22 protein-coding genes, 1 tRNA gene and 1 rRNA gene are annotated in these 21797 nt (G+C 41.3%); 16 read left to right on the plus strand and 8 right to left on the minus strand.

The window, feature by feature from the left end:
* The first annotated feature begins 133 nt into the window (after positions 1-133).
* Both rrf and D8785_RS08900 read left to right on the plus strand, forming a co-directional pair.
* A 5S ribosomal RNA gene (gene rrf, locus D8785_RS08895) occupies positions 134-249 on the plus strand.
* A gap of 5 nt (positions 250-254) precedes the next feature.
* A tRNA-Asn gene (locus tag D8785_RS08900) sits at positions 255-328 on the plus strand.
* Between the two features lie 72 nt (positions 329-400).
* Here the strand turns inward: D8785_RS08900 and D8785_RS08905 are convergent.
* Positions 401-1750, minus strand: coding sequence for an aspartate kinase (locus D8785_RS08905; RefSeq protein WP_125375158.1), 1350 nt, complete (start codon positions 1748-1750; stop codon positions 401-403).
* A gap of 213 nt (positions 1751-1963) precedes the next feature.
* Between D8785_RS08905 and fabM the strand changes: the two genes are divergently transcribed.
* The 13 genes from fabM to D8785_RS08970 all read left to right on the plus strand — a co-directional run bounded on the left by fabM (position 1964) and on the right by D8785_RS08970 (position 12566).
* A complete protein-coding gene (gene fabM / locus D8785_RS08910) occupies positions 1964-2755 on the plus strand; it encodes a trans-2-decenoyl-ACP isomerase (RefSeq protein WP_125375159.1) in 792 nt (263 codons plus the stop codon).
* A 98-nt stretch (positions 2756-2853) separates the two neighbouring features.
* Entirely contained in the window at positions 2854-3288 is a 435-nt protein-coding gene (gene fabT, locus D8785_RS08915; RefSeq protein ID WP_006597415.1) for a fatty acid biosynthesis transcriptional regulator FabT, read from the plus strand.
* A complete protein-coding gene (locus tag D8785_RS08920; protein ID WP_125375160.1) occupies positions 3288-4262 on the plus strand; it encodes a beta-ketoacyl-ACP synthase III in 975 nt (324 codons plus the stop codon). The genes fabT and D8785_RS08920 overlap by 1 nt, the downstream gene beginning before the upstream one ends.
* Before the next feature lie 55 nt (positions 4263-4317).
* Positions 4318-4542 carry an acyl carrier protein gene (locus D8785_RS08925; RefSeq protein WP_003003892.1) on the plus strand — a complete coding sequence of 75 codons (225 nt, stop codon included), beginning with the start codon at positions 4318-4320 and terminating at the stop codon, positions 4540-4542.
* A 110-nt stretch (positions 4543-4652) separates the two neighbouring features.
* Positions 4653-5618 (plus strand): enoyl-[acyl-carrier-protein] reductase FabK, encoded by a 966-nt coding sequence (gene fabK, locus D8785_RS08930; RefSeq protein ID WP_125375161.1) that lies wholly within the window; start codon positions 4653-4655, stop codon positions 5616-5618.
* A gap of 24 nt (positions 5619-5642) precedes the next feature.
* Positions 5643-6563, plus strand: coding sequence for an ACP S-malonyltransferase (gene fabD / locus D8785_RS08935; RefSeq protein ID WP_125375162.1), 921 nt, complete (start codon positions 5643-5645; stop codon positions 6561-6563).
* Between the two features lie 11 nt (positions 6564-6574).
* On the plus strand, positions 6575-7309 hold the full coding sequence (gene fabG / locus D8785_RS08940; protein ID WP_125375163.1) for a 3-oxoacyl-[acyl-carrier-protein] reductase: 735 nt from the start codon (positions 6575-6577) through the stop codon (positions 7307-7309).
* Between the two features lie 18 nt (positions 7310-7327).
* Positions 7328-8560, plus strand: a complete 1233-nt coding sequence (gene fabF / locus D8785_RS08945) for a beta-ketoacyl-ACP synthase II (RefSeq protein ID WP_125375164.1) — start codon at positions 7328-7330, stop codon at positions 8558-8560.
* A 1-nt stretch (position 8561) separates the two neighbouring features.
* The gene (accB, locus tag D8785_RS08950) at positions 8562-9050 is read left to right on the plus strand and encodes an acetyl-CoA carboxylase biotin carboxyl carrier protein (RefSeq protein WP_125375165.1); all 489 of its coding nucleotides are present in this window, start codon (positions 8562-8564) and stop codon (positions 9048-9050) included.
* Complete coding sequence (gene fabZ / locus D8785_RS08955) at positions 9047-9469, plus strand: 3-hydroxyacyl-ACP dehydratase FabZ (protein ID WP_006596902.1); 423 nt, start codon at positions 9047-9049, stop codon at positions 9467-9469. The genes accB and fabZ overlap by 4 nt, the downstream gene beginning before the upstream one ends.
* 10 nt (positions 9470-9479) lie before the next feature.
* A complete protein-coding gene (locus tag D8785_RS08960) occupies positions 9480-10847 on the plus strand; it encodes an acetyl-CoA carboxylase biotin carboxylase subunit (protein ID WP_023022246.1) in 1368 nt (455 codons plus the stop codon).
* Between the two features lie 88 nt (positions 10848-10935).
* Positions 10936-11799, plus strand: a complete 864-nt coding sequence (accD, locus tag D8785_RS08965; protein ID WP_125375166.1) for an acetyl-CoA carboxylase, carboxyltransferase subunit beta — start codon at positions 10936-10938, stop codon at positions 11797-11799.
* Positions 11796-12566 carry an acetyl-CoA carboxylase carboxyl transferase subunit alpha gene (locus D8785_RS08970; RefSeq protein WP_023022250.1) on the plus strand — a complete coding sequence of 257 codons (771 nt, stop codon included), beginning with the start codon at positions 11796-11798 and terminating at the stop codon, positions 12564-12566. The genes accD and D8785_RS08970 overlap by 4 nt, the downstream gene beginning before the upstream one ends.
* Before the next feature lie 45 nt (positions 12567-12611).
* Here the strand turns inward: D8785_RS08970 and serS are convergent, their stop codons facing one another.
* From serS to D8785_RS09005, 7 genes are all read right to left on the minus strand, one after another.
* Positions 12612-13889, minus strand: a complete 1278-nt coding sequence (gene serS, locus D8785_RS08975; RefSeq protein WP_023022252.1) for a serine--tRNA ligase — start codon at positions 13887-13889, stop codon at positions 12612-12614.
* A 217-nt stretch (positions 13890-14106) separates the two neighbouring features.
* On the minus strand, positions 14107-14475 hold the full coding sequence (locus tag D8785_RS08980; RefSeq protein WP_125375167.1) for a DUF956 family protein: 369 nt from the start codon (positions 14473-14475) through the stop codon (positions 14107-14109).
* 78 nt (positions 14476-14553) lie between these two features.
* Positions 14554-15465 (minus strand): PTS system mannose/fructose/sorbose family transporter subunit IID, encoded by a 912-nt coding sequence (locus D8785_RS08985; RefSeq protein ID WP_006596896.1) that lies wholly within the window; start codon positions 15463-15465, stop codon positions 14554-14556.
* An 18-nt stretch (positions 15466-15483) separates the two neighbouring features.
* Positions 15484-16287, minus strand: coding sequence for a PTS mannose/fructose/sorbose transporter subunit IIC (locus tag D8785_RS08990; RefSeq protein ID WP_125375168.1), 804 nt, complete (start codon positions 16285-16287; stop codon positions 15484-15486).
* A 27-nt stretch (positions 16288-16314) separates the two neighbouring features.
* Positions 16315-17304 carry a PTS sugar transporter subunit IIB gene (locus D8785_RS08995; RefSeq protein WP_125375216.1) on the minus strand — a complete coding sequence of 330 codons (990 nt, stop codon included), beginning with the start codon at positions 17302-17304 and terminating at the stop codon, positions 16315-16317.
* Between the two features lie 639 nt (positions 17305-17943).
* Entirely contained in the window at positions 17944-18966 is a 1023-nt protein-coding gene (adhP, locus tag D8785_RS09000; RefSeq protein ID WP_125375169.1) for an alcohol dehydrogenase AdhP, read from the minus strand.
* 287 nt (positions 18967-19253) lie between these two features.
* On the minus strand, positions 19254-20066 hold the full coding sequence (locus D8785_RS09005) for a Cof-type HAD-IIB family hydrolase (protein WP_125375170.1): 813 nt from the start codon (positions 20064-20066) through the stop codon (positions 19254-19256).
* Positions 20067-20327: 261 nt separating this feature from the next.
* Between D8785_RS09005 and D8785_RS09010 the strand changes: the two genes are divergently transcribed.
* Entirely contained in the window at positions 20328-21749 is a 1422-nt protein-coding gene (locus D8785_RS09010) for an NCS2 family permease (RefSeq protein ID WP_125375171.1), read from the plus strand.
* Positions 21750-21797 lie beyond the last annotated feature (48 nt).

Raw genomic sequence — 21797 nt, forward strand, 5'->3', positions numbered from 1 at the left:
AGTTGTGTGAGCAATGGAGCGGACTAATACTAATAGCTCGAGGACTTATCCAAAAAGTAACTGAGGATATTTACAGCAGTTTAGATTTTTGTTAGAATATAGGTATTCAATTTTGAATGTTCATCATTCAGAGTTAAGTGACGATAGCCTAGGAGATACACCTGTACCCATGCCGAACACAGAAGTTAAGCCCTAGAACGCCGGAAGTAGTTGGGGGTTGCCCCCTGTGAGATATGGTAGTCGCTTAGCTTTTTTCCGCCATAGCTCAGTTGGTAGTAGCGCATGACTGTTAATCATGATGTCGTAGGTTCGAGTCCTACTGGCGGAGTAAGTGCCCGAAAGGGTTTTTTATTTTTCTTTTTTATAGATAAATTAAAAAAAGGTTCTTTCGAACCTTTTTTTAATTAAAGAAAACATTGTATAAAGCTTTGATAGCTTGTTTTTCTTGTTCTTGATTAACTACAAACATGATGGAAACTTCACTGGATCCTTGGGAAATCATTTGGATATTAATATTGTTTTCTGATAAAGCTTTCGTAGCTGTTGCAGTTACACCGATCTGATTTTTCATATTTTCTCCTACAATCATGATAATAGAAAGATCATGTTCGATTTCTGCATAGTCTACTTGTAAGTCTTGGATTAAATGTTTTAGGATTTCTTGTTCTTTAATTGGGGTTAGTTCTTTCGAACGTAGAATGACCGATAAATCGTCAATTCCTGTTGGCATGTGATCCCAACTAATATTCAAATCTTCTAAAATTTGTAATAGTTTTCTACCAAAACCGACTTCTCTATTCATTAGGTACTTTGTGGTATTAATGCTGACAAATCCAGAATCTCCTGCTATTCCAACGACTTTAACATTTTCATCGGTATGGTTCAGCACAATCTTGGTACCTGGATGTTTTGGATTGTTGGTGTTTTTAATGACCATTGGAATTTTTCCACGATATGCAGGAACAAGCGCTTCATCATGGAGGACACTAAAGCCAGCATAGGCTAATTCTCGCATCTCTTTGTAGGTTAATTCTGGAATAGAATGAGGTTGTTTAATGATTCCTGGATGGGCTGCAAAAATACCGTCTACGTCCGTAAAGTTCTCGTAGAGATCTGCTTTAACTCCGGCTGCAATAATGGATCCTGTAATGTCAGATCCTCCTCTTGAGAATGTACATACTTGATCTTCTTTTGTAATTCCAAAGAATCCTGGGATCACTAAAATCTCATTATGGTTACTCAGTTCTTCAATCTTGTCATAACTAGAAGGGAGAATACGAGCATTGCAAGGTTCACTTGTAACAAAAATACCTGCATTTTTTGGATGGATATATTTTGCTTCTAAGCCATTTTTAACAAAGTAAGCTGCAATCAGTTTTGCATTGTTGTTCTCTCCAGCGGCCAAGAAGGTATCATATAAGAAGGTGTTATCGGACTTGGGAAGTGTTGCAAGAGACTTGATATCTCTAGAAATCTCTTCAATGATTTCCTCGTCCAAGTCTAACTCTTCTGTAATAGAACGATAGCGATTGATAATCCATTCTTGACTTTGACTAGTATCTTTTCCGTTGGTATATTCTTTAAAATACTTTATGAGGGCATCTGTAACTTTTGTATCCTCAGGATTGCGTTTCCCTGGGGCAGAGACGACAACGTATTTTCGGCTTTCATCTTCTTTAACGATATTGAATACTTTTTCTAGCTGGGTAGCAGATGCTAATGAACTACCACCAAATTTTACTACTTTCATGTAGGCTCCTTTTTATAACTTTCTTTAAATTATACCAAAGATGCTGCCTTGTTACAATCTAAAATAGTACTGCTATCAAGCAAGTCTTTCGGCTGAGACACTTTGTTATGAAAATGTAATTTACTTCTCAAAGTAGTTGTGCTAAAATAATATAAAAATAAATAAGTTCAACTATCAAACAATTTGAATAGCTAATTAGTAAAGAGGTGGCTTATGGTGTTCGAAACGATTATATATTCTGTAGAAGACGACCTCGCATCTATTATTTTAAATAGGCCTGAGGTTTCAAATGGTTTTAACATTCCAATGTGTCAGGAAATCCTTGAAGCATTAGAATTAGCTGAGAAGAACGCAGACGTTCGTTTTATTTTATTTAAAGCAGTCGGAAAGGTTTTCTCAGTTGGTGGTGATTTAGCAGAGATGAAACGGGCTGTTGATGCCGATGATATTGATTCTTTAACGCAAATTGCGGAATTGGTTAATCAAATCTCTAAAAGAATGAAGCAAATTCCAAAACCTGTGATTATGGTCACAGATGGGGCGGTTGCAGGAGCAACTGCAAATATGGCAGTAGCGGTAGATTTTTGTATTGCTTCTGATAAAACGAAGTTTATACAAGCCTTTGTTGGAGTCGGTTTGGCTCCTGATGCCGGTGGCCTTTTCCTTTTAGGAAGAGCGATTGGTTTGAGTAGAGCAACACAGTTAGCGATGACTGGTGAACCATTAGGTGCTGAGAAGGCTCTAGAATATGGTGTTGTTTATAAGGTTTCTGAAGTTGAAAAATTAGAAAAAACTGTCAACCAACTTCTCATGAAGTTAAGACGTAGCTCAGACAATTCTTTTGCTGCGATCAAAGAGTTGGCATGGTCTAGCATGCTAACTGACTGGGACAGCTATGCTGAAATTGAATTGAGATTACAAAGAAATCTATCTCTAAAAGACGACTTCAAGGAGGGAGTTATTGCCTATTCAGAGCGTCGGCGTCCAAAATTTCAAGGAAAATAAAAATGTAAAATTTCTATGTTTTTGTTATTGAGGGTTGCTATTTGGTTTGAATTTTGATAAAATTTGATTATCAAAGTAATGAATAGGGGGTGTGGTTTTTGAATTTTCAACTAGTCAATGATTACCTTACATCCATTTTTAACAACGTATTAGTTATCGAAGAAACTAGTCTACGTAGTAGTCGTTTTAATGATGTTTCTATCAAGGAAATGCACACAATTGATGTGATTGGCTCAACACCAAATGCAACTCCAAGTGATATTTCGCGTTCGTTAATGGTAACGTTAGGTACAGTCACTACCAGTTTAAATAATCTTGAACGAAAAGGTTATATTGAACGAACCAGGTCTGAAGTTGATCGTCGTGTTGTCCATTTGAGTTTGACTAAAAGAGGAAAGCTCTTGTATCGCCTTCACCAACAATTTCACAAGCGGATGGTCAATCAGATTATCGATGGGATGTCTCCAGATGAACGGAAAGTGATGCAAAAAGGTTTGCAGAACCTTTATCGTTTCTTGGAGGAGTTGAAATAATGACTTTTGCAAAAATTAGTCAGGTAGCCCATTATTCGCCTAGCCAAGTGATTTCCAATCAAGATCTTTCTGAACGGATGGATACCAGTGATGAGTGGATTGCAAGTCGGACAGGAATTCGGAAGCGACATATATCCAAGTTGGAATCAACCAGCGATTTAGCTGCGGAAGTAGCTCGTCGCTTGCTTAATAAAAGTGGTTTACATGCGGATCAGTTGGATTTTATCTTTGTTGCAACGATTTCGCCGGATTCTATGATGCCATCTACAGCTGCTCGCGTTCAAGCTAAAATTGGGGCCTCTAGAGCTTTTGTTTTTGATTTGACAGCTGCTTGTAGTGGATTTGTCTTTGCGCTTGCGACTGCTGAAAAGTTTATTCGTTCTGGACAATACAAACGTGGAATTGTTATCGGAAGTGAAACCTTGTCGAAAGTGATTGATTGGGAAGATCGGACAACAGCAGTCTTATTTGGAGACGGTGCTGGTGGCGTTTTATTGGAAGCTTCCGAGCAACAAACTTTTTTAGCAGAGAGTCTGTTTTCAGATGGTTCCCGTGGAGAGGTTCTTCAATCATCATCTGTTGGTTTATCTTCACCATATTCTGATAAGGAAGAAGATAAAAAATATTTGTCAATGGATGGGAGAGCTGTCTTTGATTTTGCCATTCGGGATGTGGCTAAGAGTATTAAAAATATGTTAGCAGATGCTCCAGTGCCTGTTGAGGAGATTGATTACTTTCTTCTGCACCAAGCAAATAATCGTATCCTAGATAAAATTGCTAAGAAAATAGGGGTTGATCGGGAAAAACTTCCTGCAAACATGATGGAATATGGCAACACTAGTGCTGCAAGTATTCCAATTTTATTATCGGAGTGTGTCGACCAAGGACTGATCAAATTGGATGGAAGTCAAACAATTCTTCTATCTGGATTTGGTGGAGGTTTGACATGGGGCTCACTTCTTGTTACAATCTAGTTAAACATGTGGAAACACATTTTAAAAATTTTTTATTATTTTAAGGAGGCCAATCATGGCAGTATTTGAAAAAGTACAAGAAATTATCGTTGAAGAACTTGGTAAAGAACCATCAGAAGTAACACTTGAGTCTACTTTTGAAGATCTTGAAGCTGATTCATTGGATTTGTTCCAAGTGATTTCAGAAATTGAAGATGCATTCGACATTCAAATTGAAACTGAAGAAGGATTGTCTACTGTAGGTGACCTTGTAGCTTACGTAGAAGAAAAAACTAAATAAGAATGGATGAGAGTATCGAAAGATATTCTCTCTTGTTTAGGTAATAGTTTGACGCTCAAAGCAAAGAACCGCTTTCAAACTATTACTTAAGCGAAAATGAGGAAGGTACTATGCAAACACGAATTACAGATTTATTAAATATTAAATATCCAATTTTCCAAGGTGGTATGGCTTGGGTCGCTGATGGTGATCTAGCGGGAGCTGTATCCAATGCAGGTGGTCTTGGAATCATCGGTGGAGGAAATGCACCTAAAGAAGTTGTCAAAGCGAATATTGATCGTGTCAAATCCATTACTGATAAACCTTTTGGAGTGAATATTATGCTCCTCTCTCCTTTTGCGGATGACATCGTTGACTTGGTCATTGAAGAAGGGGTTAAAGTTGTTACCACTGGTGCAGGGAATCCTGGGAAATACATGGATCGCTTCCATGAAGCTGGGATTACCGTTATTCCGGTTGTACCTTCAGTAGCTTTAGCAAAACGGATGGAAAAATTAGGTGCAGATGCTGTGATTGCTGAAGGAATGGAAGCAGGAGGGCATATTGGTAAATTGACGACCATGACCCTGGTTCGTCAAGTGGTCGAAGCTGTCTCTATTCCAGTTATTGGTGCTGGTGGTGTTGCAGATGGTGCTGGAGCGGCTGCGGTCTTCATGCTTGGAGCAGAAGCTGTTCAAGTAGGAACACGATTTGTCGTTGCTAAAGAATCAAATGCTCACCAAAACTTTAAGAATAAAATCTTGAAAGCTAAGGACATTGATACAGTGGTGTCTGCGTCGGTTGTTGGACATCCAGTTCGTGCGATTAAGAATAAATTGGCTTCTGCCTATAACCAAGCTGAAAAAGATTTCTTGGCTGGTAAGAAGACTCAAGAAGAAATTGAAGAACTTGGTGCGGGTGCACTTCGCAATGCAGTTGTGGACGGAGATGTCGATAACGGATCTGTCATGGCGGGGCAAATTGCGGGTCTCGTAAGCAAAGAAGAAACCTGTGCTGAAATCTTGGAAGATATCTACCTTGGGGCTGCTAAGGTGATTCAGAAAGAAGCAGCTCGCTGGGCTGATGTGAAATTCTAACAAGTAAAGGAAAGGAAGAGAACAGTGACAAAACGTGCCTTCTTATTTGCTGGTCAAGGTACTCAAAAATTGGGGATGGCTAGTGACTTGTATGCAACCTATCCAATTGTCAAGGAAACCTTTGACACCGCAAGTCAGATTTTGGGTTATGATTTACGAAAATTGATTGATTCTGACGAAGAAAAGCTCAATCAAACACGCTATACCCAACCGGCTATTTTGACAACCTCAGTTGCTATTTATCGTCTGTTGGCAGAAAAAGGAATTACACCGGATATTGTGGCGGGTCTTTCTCTAGGGGAATATTCTGCTTTAGTTGCTGCGGGCGCTCTTTCTTTTGAAGAAGCGGTTGCCTTGGTTTCTAAACGGGGTGAATTTATGGAAACTGCTGCACCTGCTGGAAGTGGGAAGATGGTAGCAGTTATGAATACAGATCCTGCCTTGATTGAAGAAATCTGCCAGAAGGCTTCTGTGAAGGGAGTTGTTACCCCCGCAAACTACAATACCCCTGCTCAAATTGTAATTGGTGGAGAGGTTGAAGCTGTAGATTATGCAGTTGAATTATTACAAGAAGCGGGCGCTAAGCGTCTCATCCCACTCAATGTCTCTGGTCCCTTCCATACAGCTTTACTCGCTTCTGCTAGTGAGAAACTAGCGACTGAACTTGAAAAAGTTACTTTTAAGGACTTTATCTTGCCTTTGGTTGGGAATACAGAAGCGCAGATTATGAAATCAGACGAAATCAAAACATTATTGGCTCGCCAAGTGATGGAGCCCGTTCGTTTCTATGATTCGATTGCGACGATTCAAGAATTTGGAGTAGATGAAGTGGTTGAGATTGGTCCAGGGAAGGTCTTGACTGGCTTCTTGAAAAAAATCGATAAAACTCTTCCAACAAAAAATGTTGAGGATCAGGCGAGCCTTGATACCCTACTGAACGAATAGATGAGGTGACTATGGAACTGAAGAATAAAAATGTATTTATTACTGGCTCAAGTCGAGGCATTGGATTGGCTATTGCTCATAAATTTGCTTCAAAAGGTGCCAACGTCGTCTTAAATAGTCGTGGAGAACTACCAGCAGGCTTAGTAGATGAATTTGCCTCATACGGTGTGAAGGTAGTTGGCGTTACTGGGGATGTATCCCAAGCCGCAGAAGCGAAGCGTATGGTGGCGGAAGCGATTGAAGCACTTGGCTCAGTAGACATCCTTGTCAACAATGCTGGGATTACCAATGATAAGCTCATGTTAAAATTGACGGAAGAAGATTTTGAGCAAGTTTTGAAGGTGAATTTGACTGGTGCTTTTAATATGACACAATCAGTCTTAAAACCGATGACCAAGGCGCGTGAAGGTGCTATCATTAACATGTCGAGTGTTGTCGGTCTGACAGGAAATGTTGGACAAGCCAACTATGCTGCCTCAAAAGCTGGTTTAATTGGTTTTTCTAAATCGGTGGCGCGTGAAGTAGCTGGAAGAAATGTTCGAGTCAATGTCATTGCTCCGGGCTTCATTGAGTCTGATATGACAGAAGGACTTCCGGAAAAAATTAAAGAAATGTCTCTCGCTCAAATTCCAATGAAATGCTTTGGAAATACAGAAGAAGTGGCAGATGTTGCAGTCTTTCTTGCGACTCAAGAATATCTAACAGGACAAGTCATCGCAATTGATGGTGGCTTAACCATGCAATAAAAAGAGGTAGGTTTTGAAATGAAATTAAATCGTGTTGTTGTAACAGGCTATGGCTTGACATCTCCAATCGGAAACACTCCAGAAGAATTTTGGAATAGCTTAAAAGAAGGAAAGATTGGAATTGGTCCAATTACAAAATTTGACCACAGTGACTTTGCTGTTCATAATGCAGCTGAAATCCAAGATTTCCCATTTGATAAGTACTTTATCAAGAAAGATACAAACCGCTTTGACAACTACTCTTTATATGCCTTGTATGCAGCTCAAGAAGCTGTGAATCATGCAGGTTTAGATATAGAAGCTATTGATAAAGATCGTTTTGGTGTCATTGTTGCTTCTGGTATCGGTGGCATCAAAGAAATCGAAGATCAAGTGATTCGTTTGCATGAAAAAGGACCAAAACGTGTCAAACCAATGACCCTTCCAAAAGCTCTGCCAAATATGGCATCCGGTAATGTTGCGATGCGTTTTGGAGCTAATGGAATTTGTAAATCAATCAACACGGCTTGTGCCTCTTCGAATGATGCGATTGGGGATGCTTTCCGTGCTATTAAGTTCGGTTTCCAAGATTTGATGTTGGTAGGTGGTTCAGAAGCTTCTATTACGCCGTTTGCAATCGCCGGTTTCCAAGCTCTAACAGCTCTTTCAACAACAGAAGATCCAACTCGTGCTTCTATTCCATTTGATAAAGATCGGAATGGATTTGTAATGGGAGAAGGATCAGGGATGTTGGTACTTGAAAGTTTGGAACACGCTGAAAAACGTGGGGCAACTATTCTTGCTGAAGTCGTGGGCTACGGAAATACCTGTGATGCCTACCATATGACTTCTCCACATCCAGAAGGTCAAGGGGCTATCAAGGCAATGAAGTTGGCTTTGGATGAGGCAGAAATTGAACCAGCTCAAGTTGATTATGTCAACGCCCATGGTACCTCTACTCCAGCAAATGAAAAAGGAGAAAGTGGTGCAATCGTTTCTGTATTTGGTACAGAAGTTCCAGTATCTTCTACAAAATCATTTACAGGTCACCTCTTGGGAGCAGCAGGAGCAGTTGAAGCCATTGCGACGATCGAAGCGATTCGTCATCAATATGTTCCAAAAACTGCTGGAACACAAGAGTTATCAGATTATATTGAAGCCAATGTCATCTTTGGTGAAGGGCAAGAACGTCCAATTTCTTATGCCATTTCCAATACATTTGGATTTGGAGGACACAATGCTGTCTTAGCCTTTAAACGTTGGGAGGGATAAAGTGAATATTCAAGAAATTAAAGACTTAATGAGTCAATTTGACCAATCTAGTCTTCGTGAATTTACCTATCAAAATGCAACTGATGCGCTATCATTTAGTAAAAACACTGGCAGTGTAGCTAGCCCGCAACCGGCTACTCCAGCTCCTGTCGTTCAGGAAGTAGCACCCGCTGTTGAGAGTCCTGTGGTTCTTGCAGAAGAACCAGTTGCTCCTTCAGTACCAGCTCCAGAAGCTGCACCAGCAGTTGCAGCAGAAGGGGAAGTAGTTGAAAGTCCTCTTGTCGGTGTAGCCTATTTAGCTTCAGGTCCAGATAAACCAGCCTTTGTTCAGGTTGGAGATAGTGTCTCAAAAGGCCAAACTCTATTGATTATTGAAGCAATGAAAGTCATGAATGAAGTTCCTGCACCAAGGGATGGAATTGTGACTGAAATCCTTGTTTCAAATGAAGAAATGGTTGAGTTTGGGAAAGGATTGGTACGGATTAAATGATCGATATTCAAGCTATTAAAGAGGCTCTTCCGCACCGCTACCCTATGTTATTGGTGGATCGCGTCCTTGAAACAAGCGAGGATACGATTGTAGCTATCAAGAATGTTACGATCAATGAGCCCTTCTTTAATGGGCACTTTCCAAGCTATCCAGTTATGCCAGGTGTTCTCATTATGGAAGCCTTGGCACAAACTGCCGGAGTCTTAGAATTGTCCAAACCAGAAAATAAAGGGAAATTGGTCTTTTATGCTGGAATGGATAAGGTTAAATTTAAAAAACAAGTCGTTCCGGGAGATCAGCTCGTGATGACGGCTACCTTTGTTAAGCGTCGTGGCTCGATTGCGGTCGTGGAAGCAAAAGCAGAAGTCGACGGGAAATTAGCTGCTAGCGGGACCCTAACATTTGCAATTGGTAACTAGGGAGGTTTCTATGTTCCGAAAAATTTTAATCGCGAATCGTGGTGAAATTGCGGTCCGGATTATTCGAGCTGCTCGTGAATTAGGAATTGAAACAGTCGCTGTCTATTCAACGGCTGATAAGGAAGCCTTGCATACCTTACTTGCGGATGAAGCAGTTTGTATTGGGCCTGCCAAGTCAACAGAGTCTTATTTGAATATGAATGCCGTCTTATCTGCGGCAGTTCTAACTGGTTCAGAAGCGATTCACCCAGGATTTGGATTTTTAAGTGAAAATTCGAAGTTTGCAACCATGTGTGAAGAAGTCGGAATTAAGTTTATCGGACCATCAGGATCTGTCATGGATATGATGGGAGATAAAATTAATGCCCGGGCGCAAATGATTAAAGCAGGTGTGCCTGTTATTCCAGGATCAGATGGAGAAGTTCATTCTGCTGAAGAAGCCTTGAAGGTTGCAGATCGGATTGGTTATCCTGTCATGTTGAAGGCCTCAGCTGGAGGTGGAGGTAAAGGAATACGTAAAGTGGAACGGGCAGAAGACCTGGTTCCAGCCTTTGAATCTGCTTCAACAGAGGCTAAGGCAGCCTTTGGCAATGGTGCGATGTACCTAGAACGCGTCATCTATCCTGCTCGTCATATTGAGGTGCAAATTTTAGCTGACCAATTTGGACATGTGGTTCATTTGGGTGAGCGGGATTGCTCGCTTCAGAGAAACAATCAAAAGGTTCTTGAAGAATCCCCGTCCGTTGCAATTGGAAAGACGATTCGAGACCAAATCGGCTCTGCAGCCGTCCGAGCAGCCGAATCTGTTGGTTATGAAAATGCTGGGACGATTGAGTTTCTTTATGATGAAGGAAAAGGTGAATTTTACTTCATGGAGATGAATACTCGGGTTCAAGTTGAGCATCCCGTGACGGAATTTGTCACAGGAATTGATATCGTGAAAGAGCAAATTAAGATTGCTGAAGGCCAAGAATTGTCTGTGCGTCAAGAAGATATCCAAATTTCCGGTCATGCCATTGAATGCCGGATCAATGCGGAAAATCCTGCCTTTAACTTTGCACCAAGTCCAGGAAAGATCACCAATCTCTACCTTCCAAGTGGAGGGGTTGGCTTGCGCGTGGATTCTGCAGTCTATCCTGGCTATACGATTCCACCTTACTACGATAGTATGATTGCCAAAATCATTGTCCATGGAGAGAATCGTTTCGATGCCTTGATGAAGATGCAACGCGCCCTCTATGAGTTGGAAATTGACGGTGTAATGACCAACAGTGATTTCCAATTGGATTTGATTTCAGATTCGAATGTGATTGCTGGTGATTACGATACCGCCTTTCTGATGGAAAAATTTTTACCAAATTATCAGAAAAATCAATAAGCATTGAACTTTGTAAATGTGAGATTCATTTTCACAAGGAATGAACGCGCACAATTACAAAGTTCTTTTACCAAGTAAGGAGAAGTTGATGGCTTTATTTTCTAAAAAAGATAAGTACATTCGAATTAATCCCAATCGGTCGGCCATTGAAGCACCTCAGCCGAAACCAGAGGTTCCAGATGAGTTGTTTTCTCAGTGTCCGGGCTGTAAACATACCATTTACCAAAAGGATCTAGGAAGTGAACGTCTGTGTCCTAAGTGTGGCTATACCTTCCGTATTTCTGCTGTAGAACGGCTTCAATTGACGATTGATCCAGGAAGCTTTATTGAACTGTTTACGGGTATTGAGACCAAGGACCCGCTTAAGTTTCCAAACTACAAGAAGAAATTGGCGACTGTTCGTGAATTAACAGGGCTTGATGAGGCTGTGTTAACAGGAACTGCAAAAATCGGGGGCCATAAAGTCGCTCTTGGTATTATGGATTCCAATTTTATCATGGCTTCTATGGGCTCTGTGGTCGGTGAAAAGATTACCCGCCTATTTGAATTGGCGACAGAAGAAAAGCTCCCAGTCGTGCTCTTTACAGCTTCTGGTGGTGCTCGGATGCAAGAAGGAATCGTCAGTTTGATGCAGATGGCTAAAATCTCTGCAGCTGTTCAAAGACACTCAAAAGCAGGCTTGTTTTATCTTACCGTTCTAACAGACCCAACAACAGGAGGGGTAACGGCGTCATTTGCAATGGAAGGGGATATCATCATTGCAGAGAGTCAAGCCCTTGTGGGATTTGCAGGTCGTCGAGTGATCGAGTCAACCGTGCGGGAACAGTTGCCGGATAATTTCCAAAAGGCTGAATTTTTACAAGAGCATGGCTTTGTGGATGTGATTCTCCAGCGTAGTGAGATGCGTTCAACAATCGCAGACTTGTTAGCCTTTCATGGAGGGAAGCAATGACAAGAATAACACAAATTATTAAAGAAGCTCGTGACCAAGGACGTTTGACAGCTCTAGATTATGCTCATGGAATTTTTGAAAACTTTATCGAATTACATGGAGATCGGAATTTCCGAGATGACGGTGCAGTGATTGGTGGAATTGGTTGGCTTGGAGATCAAGCGGTAACGGTTGTCGGGATTCAAAAAGGAAAGAATCTTCAGGATAACCTCAGTAGAAACTTTGGTCAACCCCATCCTGAAGGTTATCGAAAAGCTTTGCGTCTGATGAAACAGGCGGAGAAGTTTGGTCGTCCAGTAGTAACCTTCATCAATACCGCGGGTGCTTATCCGGGTGTTGGCGCTGAAGAACGGGGACAGGGTGAGGCTATCGCGCGTAACCTCATGGAAATGAGTGATTTAAAGGTTCCGATTATCGCAATTATCATCGGGGAAGGTGGCTCAGGTGGCGCCCTTGCTCTGGCTGTAGCGGACAAGGTCTGGATGTTGGAGAACTCTATCTATGCCGTCTTGAGTCCAGAAGGATTTGCTTCTATTCTATGGAAAGATGGAAGCCGTGCCATGGAAGCTGCTGAGTTGATGAAGATTACTTCGCATGAGTTGTTAAATATGGATATTGTAGACAAGGTGATTCCGGAGCATGGTTTCTCAAATGGAGAACTACTCGCTCAAGTGAAGAAGGAAATTCAAGCAGAATTGAAGGAACTACAAGCTTTGTCTCTCGAAGATCTGCTAGAGCAACGCTACCAGCGTTTTCGTAAATATTAAAAAAACTGAGCTTGCAGATGCAAGACTCAGTTTTTTTATCTTATCTTATTTTGGTGCAATAACTTCAGCTCCACCCATGTATGGACGAAGGACTTCTGGAATGGTTACAGAACCATCTGCGTTTTGATAGTTTTCAAGAATAGCAGCGACGGTACGTCCAACAGCCAATCCTGAACCATTCAAAGTGTGAAGAAGTTTGACTTTACCATCGGCTTCATCACGGTAGCGGATTTGCGCGCGTCGTGCTTGGAAATCTTCTGTGTTGGAACAGCTTGAGATTTCACGGTAGGTATTTTGTGCTGGGATCCAGACTTCCAAGTCGTAAGTCTTAGCGGCTGAGAAGCCCATGTCTCCTGTTGAGAGAGCTACGACACGGTATGGCAAGTTCAACTTTTGAAGGATATTTTCAGCGTTAGCTGTCATCTTTTCCAATTCTTCATATGATTCTTCCGGTTTGGCAAATTTAACCATTTCAACCTTGTGGAATTGGTGCAAACGAATCAAGCCACGTGTATCACGACCAGCAGAACCAGCTTCTGAACGGAAAGATGGGCTCATGGCAGTAAAGTAGATTGGAAGATCCTTCCCATCGATGATTTCATCACGGTAGTAGTTGGTCAGAGGCACTTCGGCAGTTGGAATCAAGACATAGTTGGTGTCGCTGAGTTCAAAAGTATCTTCCTTGAATTTTGGATATTGTCCGGTACCAAACATAGAATCATGGTTAACCATGTAAGGGGTGATGACTTCAGTATAGCCTTCCTTACCGTGCTCATCTAGCATAAAGTTGTAGATAGCACGTTCCAAACGAGCTCCCAGGCCTTTATAGAAGAGGAAGCGGGCACCAGTGACTTTTCCACCACGTTCCCAGTCAAGGATATCTAAGTCTTCCCCAAGATCCCAGTGGGCTTTTGGTTCAAAGTCAAACTCACGAGGAGTTCCCCAACGGCGAACTTCTACGTTATCGTCCTCGTCTGCACCAATAGGAACACTATCAGCTGGGATGTTTGGAAGAGTAGTGGTAAATTCTGTCAATTTAGCATCGATTTCCGCTAATTCTGCATCTAGCGCTTTGACTTCAGCAGATAGGGTTTGCATGGCAGCAATCTTGTCGTCTGCATTTTCCTTGTTGCGTTTGGCTTGAGCAATTTCAGCAGAAACGGTGTTACGCTCTGCCTTGAGGGTTTCAACCTTGACTAAGATGTCACGACGTTTAGCATCGATTTCCTTCATCTCATTTAAGATAGCAGCGTCTACCCCACGTGTCGCCAATTTTTCAGCAACCGTATCAAAATCGGTACGAATTCGTTTAATATCTAACATAGCTTCTCCTTTAACAAAAAACACACCTGTTATAGTGTTGGAGTGGCAGGGCCACGGTTCCATCCAACTTCACAGGTGTGCACTTGATTCAATATTGTATTTTAAAGAAACGGTAGAATTTCAATTAAGGTTTCTATCTGCTCACAGCAACCGCAGACTTTCTGAAAGAGCCTCTTAACTTACTTATCCGTTTTTGTTTATTATACAAGAAAAGAAGCTATTTTGCAAATAGATTTTTTATTTTAGCTGCGATGGTTTGGATCAAGGTCGGCAATTTGACAATTTTATCATTTCCAAGGTGTTCACGGGCAATTTTTAAGATTTTTCCCGAGTCTTTAGAAGCAAACAGGAATTTGCTTTCCTTGGTATAAATTTCAAAATGGCGGCTAACTTTACGTCCAGATACGTTGGCTCCAATCTGTTCGATTTCTTTCCAGGGAATTTGGACATAGTCTTCTACATTAGCATCTGCATAAAATTCAAAAGCCACGTCCCCAACTAACATTTTTCCAACCTTTCCTCCCACTCCTAGATAAGAGACACCTGTGGTATGGAATTCAACGGTTTTATTCTGCGATTGCGCCATTTTTTCCTCCTGATTTCAAGTAAGTCTATTATATCATAATAAAAAGAAGGCCGAAACCTTCTTTTTATTGATTTTTGCTTACATCAAGCCAGCAACGTGTGCCAAGACACCGATGACAAAGAGGGCGATAATGATGGTGATAGGAGATACTTTTTTCTTAAGCAACCACATACAAGCAAAAGTAAGAAGTAAGCCCATCAAACCAGGAATCAATGAATCCAAGTTTTGTTGGAAAGTCGTAACTTTTTCAGGTGTTTGAGATAGGCCTGAACCAACTTGAGCGAAGGCTTCTTGGATTCCCTTGTATCCTTCAGGAAGTTTATCCCAGTGGATATAAGCTTTATCGTCTAGCTTAACAGATGAGACATTGAAGATAAATTTAATCGATACCCAACGTTCTACTAAGACAGCGAGGATAAACATCCCAAGGATAGAAGCTCCTTTAGTGATGTCTTGCAAAATCCCACCTGACATATCTTTTGTAATTTCAGAACCGGCTTTGTATCCAAGTTCTTGGGTGTACCACAAGAAGGACATACGAATCGCGTTCCACGCAAAGAAGAAGATGAGTGGTCCAAGGATGTTACCAGTCAAGGCAAGAGATGCTCCAAGGGCACCAAGGATCGGACGTACTGTAAACCAGAAGACTGGGTCACCGATACCAGCCAAAGGCCCCATCATACCAATTTTCACCCCTTGGATAGCAGCATCGTCAATAGCAGCACCGTTTGCTTTTTCTTCTTCAAGGGCAAGAGTAACCCCGATGATTGGAGCAGCTACGTATGGGTGAGTGTTGAAGAACTCCATGTGACGCTCAAGAGCAGCCGCTTGATCTTCTTTCTTCGTATAGAGTTTTTTGATGGCTGGGATCAATGAGTAAGCCCAACCCAAGTTTTGCATCCGTTCGTAGTTCCAAGAACCTTGCAAGAAGGTTGAACGCCACCAAACTTTTTGACGATCTGATTTAGATAATTGTAATTTTTCAGTCATGATAGTGTCACACCTTTCTTAATAGTCTTCGAGAATATCGCCGATTGGGTCATTAGAAGTAGCGACTCCGCCCCCTCCGTTGCCACCTTTCTTAGAAAGTGAAAGGTAAATCAAAGCAAGGGCAACACCAATCGCTCCAAGGGCGATCAAGGTTAATTGGCTAACAGCTGCGAGAGCAAAACCAATGGCAAAGAATGGCCATACTTCACGGCTTGCCATCATGTTGATAACCATGGCATAACCAACGGCTACAACCATACCACCACCGATTTGCATACCGTCTGACAACCAAGCAGGCATCGCTTCAAGCGCACCTTTAACAGTTTCAGCAGGGATCATCAAAAGAAGGGCTGCAGGAATCGCGATACGGAGACCTTGAAGAAGAAGAGCTACAAAGTGAGCACGTTCTACACCTTTGAAATCACCTTTTTTAGCAGCAACATCAGCAGTGTGGACCAAACCAACAGAGAGAGTCCGGACGATCATAGTCAAGAAAAGACCAGCAACTGCAAGTGGGATAGCCACACCTTGAGCCACAGCGATTCCTTTAGAGCTAAAGTCACCACCAAGAACCAAGATAATCGCAGCAGCGACTGATGCAAGAGCTGCATCGGGTGCAACTGCGGCACCAATATTTGCCCAGCCAAGTGCAAGTAATTGAAGGGAACCACCAAGCATAACACCGGCAGTCAAGTTACCTGTTACCAAACCGATTAAGGTACAAGCAACAAGTGGTTGGTGGAATTGGAATTGGTCAAGGATACCTTCAAGACCTGCTAAGAAGGCAACAACGACCACTAATACCATAGAAATAATAGACATGTTTAAAATCCTTTCGTAAGTAATCGATTATTGAACGTTCGCTTTGTTAATTAAGTCAAACAAATCTTTCTTAGAGTCATTTGGTACTTTACGGACATCAAATTCCACTCCAAGATCACGCATTTTTTCAAATGTAGCCACATCCTCTTTGTCCATTGACAACACATTGTTAACCATGGTTTTACCAGTTGAGTGGGCCATTGAACCAACGTTCAAGGTTTTAATCGGAACACCACCCTCGATGGCACGAAGGGCATCTTGAGGTGTTTCAAATAAGATCAAAGCATGTGTTTCACCAAAGCGTGGATCTTTTGCAACGTCGATTAATTTTTGAATTGGGACAACGTTTGCTTTTACACCATTTGGTGCTGCTTGCTTGATCAACTCTTTACGGAGTTCATCTTTGGCAACTGAATCTGAAGCAACAATGATCCGATCTGCTTTAGAATCTGGTGTCCAAGCAGTTGCAACTTGTCCATGAAGTAGACGAGTATCTAAGCGAGCAAGATTAATTTTGAGCTTGCCATCTCCGATCACTGTTCCCTCTGGAATAGCAGCTTGGGCAACAGGAGCAGCGGAAGCAGTGCTTGCTTCTTCGACAGGATTCAACTCTTCTGGAAGAGCTTTGATTCCATCTTTAGATTCTTTGATGATGTTTGCAACGACTTGATCAACGCCGGCATTTGCATCCATCAAACGCTCTGTATAAGCTTGAATCAACATCGGAAGGTTTAATCCAGTGATGATCGCAAATTTACGATCGGGATTTTCCCCCATGACACGACTAGCTTGGTTAAATGGAGAACCACTCCAAAGGTCAGCCAAAACCAAGATTTCATCTTCTGCATCAAATGCGGCAACAGCAGCATTGAATTTAGCATAGAGATCATCTGGTCCTTCACTTGGCATGAACGTAACCACTTGAACTTTCTCTTGATCCCCAAAGATCATCGAGCCGGATTGGTGGATTCCAGCTGCAAATTCACCGTGGCTAGCAATAATGATACCAATACTCATTATTGACATTCCTCCTTATAAAATTTGTTTGACTTTCAGTTTAAGAAAACTTTAAGCTAATTTATTATAAAACGTTTTCATCATAAAGTCAATTTTTCAGTACTAAATTAAAGGAAACAGAAGATTATTAATATATTAAATTGTTAATATTTATCTTTGGGTGCTAGCAGAGTTTTTCACGACTGAACTCGAAAAGCCTTTGGAAATCCTTGATAAAATGGGAGTGAAGGGGATTCGAAGTTTCTTAAAAGATTGGTAATAGGTTCTAAGGGGTAAAATAAAGATATAGAAACTCCTTATAGGCCCCGCTTATGAGAAACTAAAAAAGACCAGCCCAATTGGGCTGGTCTCAGATTGAAGCCATAGTCTTATGAAAAACTTTCCTTAGGTGAGTACGGACGTCAGCGAACTTCTTCGAAGTTCCATAACTAATTATTGAGCCTAAGGTCTCAATAATTCCGAGTGCCTGAAACAATTGTGTTTCAGGCACTTTTCTCACAGCGGAAAGTTTTTTCCTTTTCTTAAATGACTAAAACGTAAAAGTCATTTAAGAAAATCATCTAGCTATTTTATGTAAAACAATAGTTTGTCTAAATTCAAAGACCAGCCCAGTTGGACTAGTCTTGTAGATTCAGTTGTTTAGTTGGTGAAGTCAAGTACCATACGTCCTTGAATAGTTCCAGCTTCCATTTCGTCAAAGACCTTAACAGCATCTTCTACTGGGCGTTTTTGAACGACTGGCACTACCAAACCTTCTGCACCAAATTGGAAGGCTTCTTCTAAGTCTTTACGAGTTCCAACAAGAGAACCAATGACTTGGATACCATCTAGTACTGTTTTCACAATGCTGAGGTCCATCATTTCTGAAGGAAGTCCGACTGCAATAACGCGTCCACCAGCACGAACAGAATCAACAGCTTGGTTGAAGGCTACTTTTGAAACAGCGGTTACGACAGCAGAGTGAGCGCCACCATTTGTTTTTTCTTGGATCAATCCTGGAACGTCTTCTACTTCACGACCGTTGATAACGAAGTCTGCACCAACTTCTTTCGCCAATTCCAGTTTATCATTATTGATGTCGACAGCGATGACATGAGCGTTGAAGACTTTCTTAGCATATTGAACAGCTAAGTTACCTAGTCCCCCAGCTCCGTAGATGACAATCCATTGTCCTGGTTCAGCTTTGGCTTCTTTGATAGCTTTATAGGTTGTAACCCCGGCACAGGTAATAGAAGAAGCTTGCGCTGGATCTAATCCTTCTGGTACTTTTACTGCGTAATCTGCAGTAACAATACATTGTTCAGCCATTCCTCCATCAACAGAGTAACCAGCATTTTTTACAGTACGGCAAAGGGTTTCACGACCAGTTGTACAGTATTCACAAGTTCCACACCCTTCGAAGAACCAAGCGACGCTGACACGGTCCCCAATTTTAAGGCTCTTAACATCAGGAGCAAGTTCTTTAACAATTCCGATTCCTTCGTGTCCGAGTACACGGCCTGGAACTTTACCGAAGTCTCCGTGAGCAACGTGCAAGTCAGTATGGCAGACACCACAGTATTCGATTTGAACAAGTGCTTCCCCTGTTTCCAATGGACGCATGTCTTTGTTTGCAACGATTTCAACACCAGTACCTTCTGGATTTACAACAACAGCCTTCATAGTTTTCCTCCTCAAGAGCTTAGTAGATTAGAGACGGTAATAAAACGAGAAGTAAAATCACTAGAATCATTATCGTATGAAACGAGCTAGGCTCCTTTTTTATTTTTGTTATGTTAATTTTATCACAAACTTTATCAGTTAGCAAGCGTTTACATAGAAAATTTCTGAAAATAATTTTAACCGGTTAAATATTTTTCGGAAAAGAATCCGTCGATGTTTTCTTATTTAGTAAGAAAACAAAAAAAGCTTGAATCCCTTCTTGTAAAAGGTGATTCAAGCGGTTCGTCTTAAAGGAAGAGTTTTTCTAGTTGACGAGCAACACCGTCCTGATCATTGGTATAATCGGTTAGTTTATCCGCATAGGGGAGGAGGATAGGATTGGCATTTTTCATAGCATAACCAGTTCCTGCGAAAGCCAACATGTCTGTATCGTTTTGCTCATCCCCAAAAGCAATCAAGTCTTTCCGATCAAGTCCGTAAGTCTCGAGGAGATAGTTGAGGGCAAAGGCCTTATTAACCCCTTTTGGAGCGCACTCCAGAATATTGAGTGGCCCACCCCAACTATTGATTTCCAACTCATGATGGTAGTAGGCACGCATTTCTTCGGCTAAAGCATACTTATCTTCAGCGCGTGTTTGAAAGAGGATAGCATTCGGATTTTCGGTAACTTTGCGAGCTTCGAATTTTGTTTTGGAGGAGATTTTAGAAACCCCAAATAAGGCAGGATCAATAGTATGGTGGTAGGTGTGTGTGACATAGAACTTATTGCGATATTCCCCTGCAATAAAGTCCGCCTGGATGTCATTTTCTCTCTCGACCATATCCAGGAGGTATTTTTTATCAAGGGTCATCGATAGTTCTTTCGACCATTTTTTATTTGGAATATGAGTGAGAGCACCGTTAAAGTTAACCATGGGACTTTCCAATCCCAATTCCTTATAGATATGATCTGCCATTCGATAGGGACGCCCAGTTGTAATAATGACCTGGTGACCTTGTTCACTGATTTTCTGAATGGTTTCAATCGTATAGGGTGATAATTTACTCTCAGAATTTAATAAGGTGCCATCTAAATCGACAGCGATTAGTTTTTTATTCATAGGAAAATCCTTTCATTTGTATAGTTTTTCGTACTCTAAATAAGGAATATTTTATAGAGTAAAGAGCACCATATTTTAAGAAGAATGCTACCATTATACCAGATAAATAGGAAAATTTCAGTCTTTCGAATGGTAAAGGATGTGCCACGAAAGATTGTCCAGATGAATCTCTTGTAAAAGTGAATGTTATTTGATAAAATATTGGTATTGTTCGTGATTGAATCGCGGGCAGATTTATTTTTTAAGGAGTTTATTGGAAAAATGGATAAGTTTTTTAAACTATCTGAACATGGAACGACGGTTCGTACAGAGGTGTTAGCTGGTTTAACGACCTTCTTTGCCATGTCTTATATCTTGTTTGTAAACCCTCAAATGCTTTCTCAAACAGGTATGCCTGCTCAAGGAGTATTTCTAGCAACCATTATTGGGTCAGTCGTTGGAACTCTCATGATGGCTTTCTATGCCAATCTACCTTATGCCCAAGCACCAGGGATGGGATTGAATGCCTTCTTTACCTTTACAGTGGTATTTGGGATGGGCTATTCTTGGAAAGAAGCTTTGGGAATGGTCTTCATTTGTGGATTGATTTCTTTGATTATCACATTAACCAATGTTCGGAAAATGATTATTGAGTCTATTCCAAATGCTTTGCGTTCAGCTATCTCAGCTGGTATCGGAATTTTCTTGGCCTACGTTGGAATTAAAAATGCTGGCCTGTTGAAGTTTTCGATTGATCCACATACCTATACAGTAGCAGGAGAAGGGGCTGATAAGGCAAATGCGGCGATTACAGCAAATTCTGCAGCGGTCCCAGGACTTGTTAACTTCAATAGTCCGACAGTCCTCCTTGCATTGGCTGGTTTAGCCATTACTGTTTTCTTTGTCATCAAGGGCATTAAAGGAGGAATTATCCTATCTATCCTTACGACAACAGTCCTCGCTATTGTGTTTGGCATTGTTGATCTTTCAACGATTGACTTTGGTAGTACCCATCTTGGAGCAGCTGTCAATGATCTTGGGAAAATTTTTGGTGCTGCACTTGGTTCAGAAGGATTAGGTTCTTTGATTACCAATACTTCTCGTCTTCCTGAAACCTTGATGGCTATTCTCGCTTTCTCATTGACAGATATCTTTGATACTATTGGTACCTTGATTGGAACAGGTGAAAAAGTTGGTATTGTTGCCACAAATGGTGAAAATCACCAATCCGCTAAATTGGATAAAGCCCTTTATTCAGACCTCGTAGCGACATCTGTTGGTGCAATTGCGGGTACTTCGAATGTGACGACTTATGTTGAGTCAGCTGCGGGTATTGGAGCTGGTGGACGGACTGGTCTGACAGCCCTCGTAGTAGCCCTCTGTTTCGCTGTGTCAAGTATTTTTAGTCCCCTTCTTGCCATTGTGCCAACTGCAGCGACAGCACCAATTTTGATTATCGTTGGGATTATGATGTTAAGTAGCTTGAAAAACATCCATTGGGATGATATGGCAGAAGCTGTACCAGCTTTCTTCACCTCTATCTTTATGGGGTTCAGCTATTCAATCACAAATGGGATTGCAGCAGGTTTTATTACTTATACAGTGACTAAACTTGTCAAAGGTGAAGCCAAAGAGGTTCACAGTATGATTTGGATTTTAGATGCTTTGTTTATCCTGAACTTTATCAGTATGGCCTTGCACTAGAATGGAAATAGAGGAAAGCTTGGACGAATAGTCCAGGCTTCTTTTTAT

This window comes from Streptococcus australis, from assembly GCF_003943615.1.
Classification (GTDB): domain Bacteria; phylum Bacillota; class Bacilli; order Lactobacillales; family Streptococcaceae; genus Streptococcus; species Streptococcus australis_C.